Annotated in this window: 13 protein-coding genes and 1 pseudogene; 7 read left to right on the top strand and 7 right to left on the bottom strand. The window is 55.2% G+C overall.

From position 1 onward, the window contains the following. From ABH912_RS09200 to ABH912_RS09185, 4 genes are all read left to right on the top strand, one after another. Complete coding sequence (locus tag ABH912_RS09200) at window positions 1-294, top strand: lipid-A-disaccharide synthase N-terminal domain-containing protein (RefSeq protein WP_033060093.1); 294 nt, start codon at window positions 1-3, stop codon at window positions 292-294. Between the two features lie 67 nt (window positions 295-361). After that, complete coding sequence (locus tag ABH912_RS09195; RefSeq protein ID WP_429513077.1) at window positions 362-1,819, top strand: ArnT family glycosyltransferase; 1,458 nt, start codon at window positions 362-364, stop codon at window positions 1,817-1,819. A gap of 16 nt (window positions 1,820-1,835) precedes the next feature. Further along, complete coding sequence (locus ABH912_RS09190) at window positions 1,836-2,792, top strand: SdiA-regulated domain-containing protein (RefSeq protein WP_033060096.1); 957 nt, start codon at window positions 1,836-1,838, stop codon at window positions 2,790-2,792. A gap of 372 nt (window positions 2,793-3,164) precedes the next feature. After that, window positions 3,165-5,102 (top strand): LTA synthase family protein, encoded by a 1,938-nt coding sequence (locus ABH912_RS09185; RefSeq protein ID WP_033060098.1) that lies wholly within the window; start codon window positions 3,165-3,167, stop codon window positions 5,100-5,102. A gap of 126 nt (window positions 5,103-5,228) precedes the next feature. On the opposite strand, the gene ABH912_RS09180 is transcribed toward ABH912_RS09185, so the two are convergent. The 5 genes and pseudogenes from ABH912_RS09180 to ABH912_RS09160 all read right to left on the bottom strand — a co-directional run bounded on the left by ABH912_RS09180 (window position 5,229) and on the right by ABH912_RS09160 (window position 8,764). Continuing rightward, window positions 5,229-6,032 carry a 2OG-Fe(II) oxygenase gene (locus tag ABH912_RS09180; RefSeq protein WP_429510461.1) on the bottom strand — a complete coding sequence of 268 codons (804 nt, stop codon included), beginning with the start codon at window positions 6,030-6,032 and terminating at the stop codon, window positions 5,229-5,231. A gap of 62 nt (window positions 6,033-6,094) precedes the next feature. Next, window positions 6,095-6,904, bottom strand: a complete 810-nt coding sequence (locus ABH912_RS09175; protein ID WP_429510460.1) for a glycosyltransferase — start codon at window positions 6,902-6,904, stop codon at window positions 6,095-6,097. Window positions 6,905-7,181: 277 nt separating this feature from the next. Then, a pseudogene (locus ABH912_RS09170) lies at window positions 7,182-7,361 on the bottom strand (integrase); the annotation flags it as partial. Then, on the bottom strand, window positions 7,358-7,792 hold the full coding sequence (locus ABH912_RS09165) for a GFA family protein (protein WP_429510459.1): 435 nt from the start codon (window positions 7,790-7,792) through the stop codon (window positions 7,358-7,360). The pseudogene ABH912_RS09170 and the gene ABH912_RS09165, both read right to left, overlap by 4 nt. Before the next feature lie 30 nt (window positions 7,793-7,822). Next, a complete protein-coding gene (locus ABH912_RS09160; protein WP_429510458.1) occupies window positions 7,823-8,764 on the bottom strand; it encodes a carbon-nitrogen hydrolase family protein in 942 nt (313 codons plus the stop codon). 103 nt (window positions 8,765-8,867) lie between these two features. Between ABH912_RS09160 and ABH912_RS09155 the strand changes: the two genes are divergently transcribed. Both ABH912_RS09155 and ABH912_RS09150 read left to right on the top strand, forming a co-directional pair. Then, a complete protein-coding gene (locus tag ABH912_RS09155; RefSeq protein WP_033060107.1) occupies window positions 8,868-9,551 on the top strand; it encodes a winged helix-turn-helix transcriptional regulator in 684 nt (227 codons plus the stop codon). 93 nt (window positions 9,552-9,644) lie between these two features. After that, window positions 9,645-10,184: a hypothetical protein gene (locus ABH912_RS09150; protein WP_429510457.1), complete on the top strand. Its 540-nt coding sequence runs from the start codon at window positions 9,645-9,647 to the stop codon at window positions 10,182-10,184. Window positions 10,185-10,528: 344 nt separating this feature from the next. Here the strand turns inward: ABH912_RS09150 and chrA are convergent, their stop codons facing one another. After that, on the bottom strand, window positions 10,529-11,887 hold the full coding sequence (gene chrA, locus ABH912_RS09145) for a chromate efflux transporter (RefSeq protein ID WP_429510456.1): 1,359 nt from the start codon (window positions 11,885-11,887) through the stop codon (window positions 10,529-10,531). 302 nt (window positions 11,888-12,189) lie between these two features. On the opposite strand from chrA, the gene ABH912_RS09140 reads away from it, so the two are divergent. Then, the gene (locus ABH912_RS09140) at window positions 12,190-12,888 is read left to right on the top strand and encodes an ion channel (RefSeq protein WP_429510455.1); all 699 of its coding nucleotides are present in this window, start codon (window positions 12,190-12,192) and stop codon (window positions 12,886-12,888) included. A gap of 28 nt (window positions 12,889-12,916) precedes the next feature. On the opposite strand, the gene ABH912_RS09135 is transcribed toward ABH912_RS09140, so the two are convergent. Continuing rightward, window positions 12,917-13,159 carry a hypothetical protein gene (locus ABH912_RS09135; RefSeq protein WP_429510454.1) on the bottom strand — a complete coding sequence of 81 codons (243 nt, stop codon included), beginning with the start codon at window positions 13,157-13,159 and terminating at the stop codon, window positions 12,917-12,919. Between the last annotated feature and the right edge of the window lie 155 nt (window positions 13,160-13,314).

Below are 13,314 nucleotides of genomic sequence, written 5' to 3'. Positions count from 1 at the left end.
ATGGGCAGAGAATCTTTGTGGTTGGCCATTGGCTTCGCTGGCCAGTTGGCATTTACCGGGCGTTTTGCTCTGCAGTGGCTGTACAGCGAATACAAAAAACGCAGCGTTATTCCTGTCGGGTTCTGGTACCTGAGCATCGTCGGCAGTGCACTGCTGTTGGCGTACGCAATCTACCGTGAGGACCCGGTTTTTATTGTCGGCCAGTCCTTCGGTTTCATTGTGTACCTGCGCAACTTGCAGTTGATCGCCAAGTATCGTGAGCGGGAAAGCCACGAACTGGAAAAAAAGGACTGAGACGGTGCGGATACGACTATCTTCTTCGCGGTTAGAGCTTTTGGCTTTTGTGGTGTTGACGTTGGTCATGGTGGGCGCCGGTCTTGGCTGGCGCCAGCCGTTGAACGTCGATGAAGAGCGCTTTCTCGGCGTAGCCCTGGAAATGATGCAGAACGGTTCGTGGTTTATTCCACATCGTGCTGGCGAAATTTACGCAGATAAACCTCCGCTTTTCATGTGGGCTGTGGCGCTGTTCGTGCAACTTACCCACCTCCCAAAAGTAGCCCTTTACTTGCCCGCGCTATTAGCGAGTGCCGTGACTACGGCCTGTTTGTATGACCTGGGTCGTCGCTTGTGGGGGCGGCGTGTAGGTGTGATTGCAGCGCTATTGTTTCTTGCGACCTACCAGACTTACAGCATTTTACGGACTGGGCAGATTGATGGTTTTCTGGCCCTTTGGATAATTCTGGGGATCTATGGTTTATGCCGGCACTTGCTGCTCGGCCCGGCTTGGCGTTGGTATTACGTTGCCTGTGCAGCAATGGGGTTTGGCATCATCAGCAAAGGTGTGGGCTTTCTGCCGGTGTTGATGCTGATCCCCTACGCGTATGCGGTACGTAAAGGCTGGAAAGGCGTGGTGCCCATGCCTGGCAAAGCGAAAGCCTGGTGGTTGGGGCTGCTGGTAGCGTTAGCTGCAATCTCGGTATGGCTGGCGCCTCTGTTGGTGATCGTGCTACAGGGCAGTTCCGATAGCCTGGCTTACGCCCAGGAAATCTTGCTGAAGCAAACAGCTGGCCGTTACGCCAACGCTTGGGAACACCGCGAACCCTTTTGGTATTTCTTCGTCAAGGTTATCCCGAAGTATTGGGTGCCGATTTTCTTCATGCTCCCATGGCTGGTGCCCGCTTGGCGCAAGCAACTGGCCAAGCACGACGGTCGAGTGTTGGTGCTACTCGGTTGGGTCGTCCTGGTGTTGTTGTTTTTTAGCCTGAGCAGTGGCAAACGCAAGCTGTATATCTTTCCTGCGTTACCCGCACTGATTCTGTTAGTGGCGCCGCTCATTCCCTGGATGCTGCGCCGTTGGTTCAGCAAGCGTCCGAAGGGCAGAACGGTATTTGTTGTACTGACCGCCGTGTGGTTGTGCGCGTGGTTTGTCCGCGGCTTCATCGAGCCCCATAAAGAAGGCATTAACCCTCACGAAACCATCATGCGTGAAGTGGCGCGACTGACCGGAAATTCCGAGTTGGTGCTGGTCAGCTGGCGTGAGGGGCACTGGTTATTCGCGCAGCAACCTATTGTGCATTTTGGTTTCTCGGACCACGGCTCTCTGGAGCAATCTGCCATGTGGCTTCGTAGCCACCCGCAGGCCTATGCCTTGGTGCCCGCACGCGATTTGGCCCGCTGTTACGACCCGGAAAAAGCTCGCAGCGTTGGCGATACCTCAAGAGCCGAGTGGTTCCTGGTGGGGGCGGATGCGGACAACCATAGTTGCCAGGCCTCCGCGCCAGACAAGGTTTATCAATTCGTGTGGAAGCATTCCCTGTGACGGCCGGAGTTGTTTTATGAATATTGAATCGAATGTGGCTCTGGTCTTGCGCAGAGCTCAGCGACGACATCGGCTGCGCATTGTGATTGTGCTGTTGCTGTTATCAGGGGTGCTTGGGACTGCTTCCTATCGCTTCTACTGGCACCAACAGCTGTACCACTTTGTTTTGCAAACCTGGGGCGGCCCCGCTGTAGTAAAGCCAGGTTTGTGGTTGCCGGGGTTTACGCCTGATGTGGTGGCTAAGCCAATAGAGGGCATTGTAGAAGACCTCTCAGGCATCACCTACGACTACGACCATGACCGGTTGCTGGCCATTACCAATGGCGGGGTCATGCAAATTGTCGCTCTCGACCGCGCGGGTAATGTACTTGAGCGTTATCCGCTTGAAGGTTTTGACGATACCGAAGGATTGGCCTACATGGGCAATGGTCGAGTCGTTGTCTCTGAAGAGGGAGATCAACGTCTGACCTTTATTCAGCTACCCGAGAAGTCTGCGACCCTTCGAAAGGGAACAGAGCCGTTCATCACCGTAGGCGTCAATCTGAGCACAAACAACAAGGGCTTTGAAGGGGTGACCTATGACCCTGTAGGGGACCGGTTATTTGCGATCAAGGAGCGCGACCCGCGACAGTTGTATGAGATTGATGGCGTGTCGAAGAGCCTGAATGGAAACCTGTCCATCAACCTGATCGATCGAACTGAATGGGTGAACCATAGCGTTTTTGGGCGTGACCTGGCCGACGCTTATTACGATCCCGGCACTGGCCATCTCGTTTTACTCAGCGAGCAGTCCAAATTATTGATTGAGCTGGATAAAGAAGGGCGCTTTGTCAGCTACAAAAGTCTGCTCGAAGGCGTGAAGGATTATTTCTCGCCCAAGGTGTATCCAGAAGGCGTAACCATGGATGCGCAAGGGCATTTGTATGTCGTGGCGGAGCCGAATTTGTTCTATTCGTTTAGTCGTAAACCCTGAAGTTGCTTTCCCAACGATGCTCTTCGGGTGCGCCGAAGAGCATCTTTGGGTGGTCCGCCTGTGCTTTTCCTCAGCGAGAAGCTGCCGCTGAAAGGGCGCTTAAACGAGCGCCATACAGGACATGATTTGTCTCAATGGTGAGGCGAACCAGCCCTGGAATCATTGTATCTATATGTTTCTCCTCAGCTTTGACTGCCTGAACTCCTCATCGCTTTGACGACATTTTGCTAATTTGTCGTGTAGATTTAACTCCCCTCCAAATGAGTCGTAACTCAGCGTATTCAAAGACAAGAATGTCTCAATGCTGATGACTTGTCGGCCAATCGGCACAGCAATTTGCAATCTGGAGGGAAGCACAACAAGGAGTTTTCAATGCGTTTGCCCGCTTCATCCCCGCTGCGTTTCCTACGGATGATCACAGGCCTGTGGCTCGTGATCTTTTTCCTCACCCGCCTGGTGTTACTCGCCACTCATCTTTCAGAGTCGGGCACTGCATTTGCGTCGATCTTTGGGATCGGCGTCTTATACGACCTGAGTTTTTTACTGTACGCCGCACTGCCGATGAGCCTGTATGTGCTGCTGTGCCCACCGTCGCTGTGGCGTTCACGTGGTCACCGCTGGTTTTTACAGGGGCTGCTGACGCTCAGCGTTTTCGCCATGTTATTTACCGCGGTGGCTGAATGGCTGTTCTGGGACGAGTTCGGCGTGCGCTTCAATTTTATTGCCGTGGATTATCTGGTGTACTCCGACGAGGTGTTGAACAACATTCTGGAGTCCTACCCCATCGGCAAATTGCTTGGCGGGCTGGCGGTTATCGCGGTTGTTATTTGTATTGCCCTGCACAAACCTCTACAGCGGATAATGGGTGCGCCGTTGCCTACCTGGCGCCAGCGTTTGCTGAGTGTCGGTGTGATTTTCGCAATGACTGCTGTTGTTCTGTTGGTCGTTGACCAGGACACTCCACGGGGCAAAGGCGGCAATACCTATCAACATGAGCTGGCCAGTAATGGTCCGTATCAGTTCTTTGCCGCATTTCGCAACAACGAGCTGGACTACGATCAGTTCTATGGCACCTTGCCGGCCAACGTGGTTGGCCAGCACATCCGCCAGGAGCTGGCGGAAGGTGACGTGCAATTCATCGGTAAGGATTCTCTCGATGTCCGCCGTACCGTGACCCGGAACGATAAGACCCCGCGACATAATATTATTCTGGTGACTATCGAAAGCTTCAGCGCCAAGTACATGGGCAGCAACGGGAACCCCGACAACCTGACACCCAATCTCGACCAACTGCGTAAAGAGAGCCTGTACTTCAACAACTTTTATGCCACTGGCACCAGGACGGACCGCGGCCTGGAAGCCATTACGTTGTCTATCCCGCCGACGCCGGGACGCTCTATTGTCAAACGGGTTGGCCGTGAAAGTGGTTTCGCAAGCCTGGGCCAACAGCTGAATCACGTCGGTTACGACAGCGTGTTTGTATATGGCGGCCGTGGCTACTTTGACAACATGAATGCGTTCTTCGGCGGTAATGGTTATCGGGTCGTGGATCAAAGCAGTGTCGATGAAGCGGAGATCCATTTCAAAAATGCCTGGGGTATGGCTGATGAAGACCTCTACCAGCAAACGTTGAAGCTGGCAGACGAGAATTTTGCCAACCAAAAACCGTTCCTGCTGCAACTGATGACGACCTCCAATCATCGTCCATACACTTACCCTGAAGGCAGGATCGATATTGCATCCGGTGACGGTCGTGATGGCGCGGTGAAATACACCGACTATGCAATCGGCAGGTTTCTTGAAGCAGCCCGAAAGAAAGCCTGGTTCGACGACACTATCTTCGTCTTTGTCGCTGACCACACCGCTGGCAGCGCGGGTAAGGAAGATCTCCCGATTCGTAACTACCAAATCCCTTTGTTCATCTATGCGCCCAAGCTCATTCCTGCGCGTGAAGACGGCCAGCTTGCGAGTCAGATCGACCTGGCTCCAACCCTGCTGGGTCTGTTAAACCTCAATTACGAATCGACATTTTTCGGTCGTGATTTGCTTCAGCCTTCCACCTTGCCGCCTCGCGTGTTGGTAGGCAATTACCAACACCTTGGCCTGTTCGATGGTAAAGATCTGGCGATTCTCAGCCCCCGAGCGATGTTGCGACGCCACGATGACGCGCTGGGTGCCAGCAATGAGGTGACGGTTCAGCTCGACGATCCCTTGGTCGCACGTGCGATTACCTACTACCAGGCCGCGAGTTATGGTTTCACCCATCGCTTGTTGAATTGGCCCGGCAGTGAAAGCATCACCAAGCAATAACTCCCGCCACTAATCGCCCCCGTATACCAGTCTATTGGTGCGGGGGCTGACTCGCCGCCGTGGCTTTAATTGTACGGTTCGACTCTTCAGACCGGCCAGTATCAGCCGATTGCTGCTTCTGGCAGTCTAGTTTTTCTTCTTGATGAGTTTATTCATGTAGTACTTCAGGCTGAAGCGATCTTTGGGCCTTGGCTTGTAGTGGGTTTTGTTTCTTTGTGCGGGGTCGATCACCAGGGTCCCAGCGGTGTAGTAATAAAGCGCTATGGACCGGCGCGTGATGTGCTCAGGTGTTGTCAAAGGCTCAGGGTGCCCATGATTGCTGTCTTTGTCGGTGTTGAAAATGACGCATCGATTGTAAATGGGCAGAACTTTTTTAAGGCAGTTCTTCATGCCGACATCCCAAAGTTCAAGGTTGCCGCCGTATTCCTCTCGCCAGTCTTCATTCAGATAAATGATGATATTCAGTCTGCGCTCGACATTAAGCTTTTTGTTGAGCCTGAAGTCCGAGTGTACGCCCAGGAAACCACCACTTTTCGTTTCATGCAGGCCGCCACCCGCAAAGTAGGGGTCGGGTATCAAACCTTCGATGCCTGTGAGCTTTTCAAGAAACTGCAACATGGGGGCCGAGTTAAAGGCGTTGAAAATAGTCTTTAAATGGGGGCCGCATTCGTTGGGGCTGATTTGACGTTTTCGTTGACCTTTATAGCCGCGCTCGTAGAGCATTTCGTTGTTGGTTGGCTCGATTGGGAAGTGCGAGCAGATACTCGCAATCAGCGCTTCATCCAGGAAATTATCGATGACGATGTGTGGGAATGGCGTGGCCTGAGTATAGCGACTGGCCAACGAGGAACCCAAGGCGCTAGCGGCGTTCTGGTCGAAATCAAGCGCCGGGGAGAGGGTCATGGGTAGTGCTTGAGTGATGGGGGCCATTGCCGCTCCAATAACTTGATATAAAGACGTGTGGGTGACTTCAAGCAGTGTCTCTTCGACGCTTAACTTTTGCTGTCTTCTTTTTTCAGGCGCTTAAGGATGTCGTTGTACATTTTGGTTCGTCTATGCGTCTTTTCATAGCCGCCAGCCGCTGCGACAGTACCGGACTGCATATGGTCCAGATAACTGAAGATTTTACGCGGTGATAACATTTCAACGACATAGCCAAGCTCGGTCATGCGGTCTTGGAGGGTGTAGCCAGGCACGCGATCGTCCATCGAAAAATGCATGTTGTGCTGCTTGATAAGTTTGCAGTTCCACAACGTACAGAAACTCTTCAAGTACACTTCTTTGTACGGTTTCGGTTCTCTGGAACGTAATCCCATGGAGATTTTCAGGTGCCTGAAATGGTGTTTGAACAGGCGTGAGCTAAAGCGCCAAAGCGTTCTCGTGGTACCGCGGTTTAATTGCTCAACACAACCGACGGCTACGACTTTCTGGTTTTTCAAACATTTATTCAGCATCATCGGAAAAACATTTTTATCGAAAACAAATGTGTCGGTGTGCATCAGGAATAAATAATCAGTGTCAATTCGCTCCAGAACCAGGTCTAGTGCTTTGCCATGCGCGATATGGCCCGGTTCTGGTTCAGAAACAGAACGCTCGATCAAATTGATCCAGTCAAGACTTCGTAAATACTCGGTGCTTTCATCAGCGGAATAGTTGTCAACTACCCATATCGGGACGCCGTGACTGCCCAGATGCTGGTGCAATAAGTCCAAGCAAATCTTGGTGATTTCGGGTGTTTTGTAATTGACTATAACGATGCTGAAGGTTTTAGAGTTGTCAGCCAGGGAACTTGTGTTATTCATCGTTCAGGCGCCCAATGATATTGCATGTTGTTGTTGGAATAAATGAATCTGTATACAGCTTTCGCTTATCTGTTTGCGCAAAGTTTAGCGTGGCTATAGAGCGCAATTTGTTAAGCTGCTTTGTCATACATAATAACCATAACTTACTTGGGCCTGAAGGAGAGCAGTAGATGCGGACTTCATCGTATAAGGATCTGCGCTGTAGGTAAACATCCGTGACTTAATTCGTTACACGTCCCCCCGCCAGCGATCTCCCGAGCAAGCATCCTGCTGGTTAGTCGCAGGCACGGAGATTACTGTCGATGGCCAAATTAAAGAGCGTCAGATCCCGTGTCTTTTCTGCGAGCTGGAGTCTTGCCCGTATGGCCCGGACATCTCTGACTCGGAGTGGGGCTTTCTGCCCGAGCTTGCTGTAGATACGTCGAGCTGCTGCCGAACAGGTGGCAACCAGCGCTATTCGTCCACGCTGATACCCGATCCCCCCAATTCGTTGGGGACGTCCTTCAGCTTGGGCAATCCATCCTTGATGCGCAGCACGGTCTCCTGATAGTGGACGTGAACGCCTGGCGAATACGCAAGATCCGGGATGACCGCGGCATACACATCGATGAGCCCCATCCCTGGGTGTTCAGTGAAGATGTGCCCGCCACACGTCTTGCACCACTTGCGGTAACTGCGCGGTGTCTTGTTGTAGGTACCGATGTTGTCTGCGCCGCGAGTGACTTGCACTGCCTCGGGTTTCCACAGCGTGAAGGCATTGACCGGCCCCGCTGACCAATGCCGACACGACTCGCAATGGCAGTAGCCCATTCCGACCGGCTCGCCACTGACGGTGAACTCGACTGCGCCGCAAAAACAACTGCCCTTGTAAGACTGTTCAATGCTCATGGCATGACTCCTTGATGATACCGCCGGACTTCATTCGTCGATGTAACGCACCGCTGTCGCCGGCGTGCGCCGCACTTGCAGTTCGAAAATGTCAGGGCGCGCGTAATGCCCGGTGACGTCGAGCGCCCGCCGCGCTGGTGCCACGAGTGCGACGTCGATGTCCGCATACAAAATGCCTGCCTCTCGGTGTAACGGACCGGCCACGATCCGGCCTTGAGGACTGACCACCACCGAGTCGCCGTCGTTGATCCATTCATCCGGATCGGGAAACAGTTGCGCACGAGCCGGGAAGTCGTCGGGGATATCACTGCCGCGCAGCACGGTGCCGCTGCCAAGCACCCAGCAGCGGCCCTCGAGAGCAATGTGGCGCATCGTGCTGATCCAGCCCTCGCCGGTGTCGTACGTGGGGGCGATGTAGATTTCCACCCCTTGGGCATACAGAGAATAGCGTGCCAGCGGCATGTAGTTTTCCCAGCAGATGAGCGTACCCACGCGGCCGACCGGTGTATCGACTGTGCGCAACCCGGATGCATCACCGAAGCCATGCACCATGCGCTCGGGATTGGTTGGCATCAGTTTGCGGTGGCGGTTGAGCACTTCACCGTTAGTGCCGATAACGACTACGCTGTTGTAGAGCGTGCCGCCACCCTGTTTTCGGTCGCATTCATCAATGCCGCACACGATCGTCACGGCGTGAGTTCTGGCGGCCTCGCACAATTCGCTCAGGTCTCCGTTCGCGATATCGACGGCGTTGGCCAGCAGCCGCGTGTGCAACTGGCCCATTACCGCCCCGTCCTTTCCCGCCGCCAGCCGCCAGATCCACGACGGGTAACCTGGAATGTACGATTCGGGCAAAACGATCAGCGAGGCTGCCGCTGCCGCAGCCTCCGCGACCGATTGCACGGCCCGGGCGATTGTCGCGCTGCGATCGAGCAGAACGGGCGGGCGCTGAATGATGGCGACCTTGGTCATGGCGTGCTCCTTTGGTCTTTGGCTTTCGAGGTTTCAGCGTGCGCGTGGCGAAGTGGCGGGGCTAGTTCAGAATCTGAAGCGTTGTAATGGCGGAGCCAAGGCAATGGACGAAAGCTACGGTCAGTTCTGTACGGTCGCGCGCGGTGCTGAAGCCCTGTGCGAACGCTGGACACCTTTGGTCGTGCGCGAGTTGCTGTGCGGCAGCAAGCGTTTCAATGAACTGCACCGCGGCGTGCCCCGGATGTCCACCAACCTGCTAGCACAGCGGCTGCGCCATTTGCAAGAAATCGGCGTCGTGCACCGCACGGCCACCGGCAAAGTCTGGGAGTACAGCCTGACCGAGGCGGGCGAGGAATTGCGCCCCATCATCATGGCGCTAGGGCATTGGGGCGCGCGCTGGATCGGCAGTCGCCTTCGCGATGACGAACTCGACGCGGGCCTGCTCATGTGGGATGTGCGCCGGTTCGTGCGCATCGAGACGTTCCCGTCCCGACCGGTGGTCATCCAGTTCAAGTTCCGCGACGCGCGACCCGGCGAGCAAGCGTGGTGGCTCGTGGTTGAACAGGGCGTGGCAGACCTCTGCCGCGACGATCCCGGACGCGAACTGACACTCGTCGTGGACTCCAGCGTGCGCGCGTTGACCGAGGTGTGGACGGGCGACCGCACACCGCGGGAGGTTCTTCAATCGCGAGAGCTGCGTGTAGATGGCGCGGTGAAGGATGCGGAAAGCTTGTGGCGCTGGCTTGGCACAAGCGCGTTCGCGGGTACCCGGAGCGCTGCACGCTAGCGCTGGCAGCCTCCGTCGGTCGCAGGACTTGAACTGTCTGGGTCTTAATGCGTCATAAGACTCGCTATATCAACCAACCTTATGGAAGCAATCATGCTTTTAAAGAATAAGAGTCTCGTTGCCGTAATGACCTGCGCCCTGATGCTTGCAGCCGCCCCATTACTCCCTGCTGACCTGTCCATCATGAACTCCGCCTATGCGAAAGAAGGTGGTGGTGGTGGTGGTGGTGGTGGTGGTGGTGGTGGTGGTGGTGGTGGTGGCGGTAACGGAGGCGGTAATGGGGGAGGTAACGGAGGTGGTAATGGCGGTGGCCACGGCGGCGGTATAGGCGGCGGTCACAGCGGTTCAGATCACTCCGGCGGCGCTAACAGTAATGGCCGCGGCAATGGACTGAGCAGCGATCATGCCGGCAAGGCTGTTCGCGACCATGGGGAAAGCGGAAACCACTACGGCAATGATCGAAACAGTGATCGCGGTCATGGCCAAGCGACTTCTGGCATCGCCCATTCCAAAGATACTCACGGCGTAGCCAAAGCCAGAGCAATCTCGGACACGACGCCAGGCGATCACAACACGAAAGGGTTGAGCAAGGCCGGGACATCGGTATCGAAAAGTCGCACTGATCGGCCATAAAGGCTGATAAAGAAGTACAACAGACTCCATTGCAAAGCCTGCCGCACGCTTGGGCTCAATGGGACTTCTTCGGTGGGTGGTTACCGCGCAAGTCCCCGGACTGGGTGCCTGTTTTACTGGGTAGGGCAGGCACTACCGGGCGAGATCTGGGTTGGGGGTTGGAGCGGCTCCGGGGTTGAGGTTGTTTGCTCATTGTTTGCCTCCCTACTTTTCAGGGTTTCGCGAAGGCCTCCTGATAAAGCTTAGCTGCTGACTGCGAAGGTCTAAAACGGGCGCCCGACAAGGCGCCCGTTTTCGTTTGTTTCGCTGCTTGAGTCCGTAAGCGTCGACCGATCACATCCTCTCTAGCGCAGCAGATGCACCGCCAGGCCGACAAGCGCGCAAGCCATCAGCACCTGAATGACGCCCCGTTTGAAGCGGAACAAAGCAATTGCCGCCAAAATGGCGATCAGTGCAGAGGGCCAGTCGAGGTTGCCGCTGAAGCCTTGCGGCCACAACACGTGATAGCCGAAGAAACAGGCCAGATTGAGGATCACGCCGACCACCGCCGCTGTGATTGCGGTAAGAGGTGCAGTGAACTTGAGTTCGTTGTGGGTCGATTCCACCAGCGGGCCACCGGCGAGGATGAACAGGAACGAGGGCAGGAAGGTGAACCATGTCACCAGGGTGGCTGCGACAGCCCCGGCCAGAAACACCTGATCGGCGCCGAACACTTGTGAGACGTATGCTCCAACAAAGCCGACGAAGGCCACCACCATGATCAGCGGCCCTGGTGTGGTTTCACCCAGTGCCAAACCGTCGATCATCTGGGTCGGGGTCAGCCAGCCATAGTGACCGACCGCACCTTGATAGACATACGGAAGGACGGCATAGGCTCCGCCAAAAGTCAGCAACGCGGCCTTGGTAAAGAACCAGCCCATCTGGGTCAAGGTGCCGTCCCAGCCAAAAAGCGCGGTCAGGACTCCCATCGGCAACGCCCACAGCGCTGCGCCGATGAGGGCCAGCAGCGCCAGTTTCATCCAGCTGAACCGGGCATGTTCGGGGGGCGGGGTGTCGTCATCGATCAAGGCTGGGCCGAAGGACTTTTTGGCCGCGCTATGGCCCCCGGCTCTGAACTTCTCAGGCGCCAATCGCCCTCCGACATAGCCGATTAACGCTGCCCCCAATACGATCAACGGGAAAGGAACATTGAACGCGAAGATCGCGGTAAATGAAGCGGCTGCTATCGCCCACAGCCAATTATTCTTCAGCGCCCGAGTGCCAATCCTGTGTGCCGCCTGCACCACGATGGCCGTCACGGCAGGCTTGATCCCATAGAAGAGGCCGGCCACCACAGGCACTTCACCGAACGCGATGTACATCCACGACAAAGCGATGAGGATGAACAGAGAGGGCAGCACAAACAACACTCCGGCGATCACTCCGCCCCAGGTTCGATGCATCAGCCAGCCGATGTAGGTCGCCAATTGCTGAGCCTCAGGCCCAGGCAGCAACATGCAATAGTTGAGCGCATGGAGAAAGCGTCGTTCGGAGATCCAGCGCCGACGTTCTACCAATTCCTGGTGCATGATCGAAATCTGTCCTGCCGGCCCGCCGAAACTGATGAAGCCGAGCTTCAACCAGAACCAGAATGCCTCACGCAAGCTGATCGCCTCCGGCCTCGATAGATCCTCTTCAGCCGTTGATGCCAACACCTTACTCATTAGGTTGTTCCTCTTTCACACACTCGGCGATCAGGCCGTCGAAGATGGCGCTGGCAGCAGCCAGCAAGTGCAACGCAATGGCCAGAAGTCTGGAATAGTCCGACAGCACATACCGTGTCGCAACCGATCTCGGCGCACAAGGGAATGTTTTCCCGTACCTGCTTAAGGCCGTTGATTACTGGTCAGCCTCTTACATGCATTCACGACTAGAATTTCACTGCCGACTCTTATCTAAAGCCAGATCAGATTTCAACCGTGCAATGTCAGGTATCGAGCGTTATTTCAATCTCTGGGAAACCGGTATGGCAAATCCGCAAGATAAAACCGAATCTGACGAGGATTTAGCTCAGATGGTAATAGGGCGAGGGCCCTGCACCTATCTATTGCTGCTCTTACTAGGATTGATCCTGCTGTTTCCCTTTCTTGAGGAAGGAATATTTGCTCGCACGTTGCTCGGCATTCTGTTTTCAACCGTGCTGCTCGTGGGCGCTTTCGCCACCCGGCAGACTCGGCGGGGGTTCATCCTGAAACTGGGTCTGGCGTTACTTGGGGTTGGCCTTCAATGGACGGCGTTGTGGACTGAGAGCATCGCGATTCTTGACCTTGCCGGGATATCTTATGCGGCGTCTCTTGCAGTCTCGTTTAGCGGAGTGCTTCGCTATATTCTCAAGCGCGGGCCCATTACAGCCGACAAGCTACATGCAGCGCTTGCGGGTTACATAATGCTGGCTTTCGCTTGGTCCTTCGTCTATGCCCTGGTCGAGATGTCCAGCGCTGGCTCATTCGGTCCTGCCCACCTCGACTTCGGACAACCCGGCACTTTCTTCAAGCTGATCTATTTCAGCCTCACGACGCTCACGACCACGGGTTACGGCGATGTTCTCCCGTTGACCAACCACGCCCGCTCACTTGTGATGGTCGAAGAATTCTCAGGCGTCTTTTACGTGGGTGTTGTGATCGCGCGGCTTGCCGGTCTTTATCCATCGAATCAGGCTAAATGACTGCTTCTCTGTACAGGGGAAGCGTCGGTCAGGACGAAAGCCACGTATTCACTACCCGCCGATCCAGCTCTTCCCAATCCGCCATGCCCAACACACGCGTGGTATTCAACCCACGCAAATAACCGCGCAACTGATTGGCGGTGTCCCGCGCAAGCTCTGGGTCGGGTGCGTGTTCGCCCAACAATACGGTTTCGTACTGGACCAGGTACTCGGCCACCCGGTCACGAAAATCGGGTAGAACGGCGTCGCGGATAAAGTCAAAAGTTCTCAAGGAGCGATCCTCATCCATCTTTTCCAGTGGTGATTGAGTGTGTATCCGTCTGCGCGGCGCACAACTATTGCTAGAGGTAATAGTGACCATCATGAAACGCAAGTTCTACTTTGATGGCAATAGCCGGAAAATCCCCCTCCAACGACACACCACTC

Source organism: Pseudomonas sp. BT76 TE3572 (assembly GCF_050435365.1).
Taxonomy (GTDB): Bacteria; Pseudomonadota; Gammaproteobacteria; order Pseudomonadales; family Pseudomonadaceae; genus Aquipseudomonas; species Aquipseudomonas fluorescens_W.
Note: the sequence above shows the minus strand (reverse complement) of the source record. Positions and strands in the feature narration are given on the sequence as shown.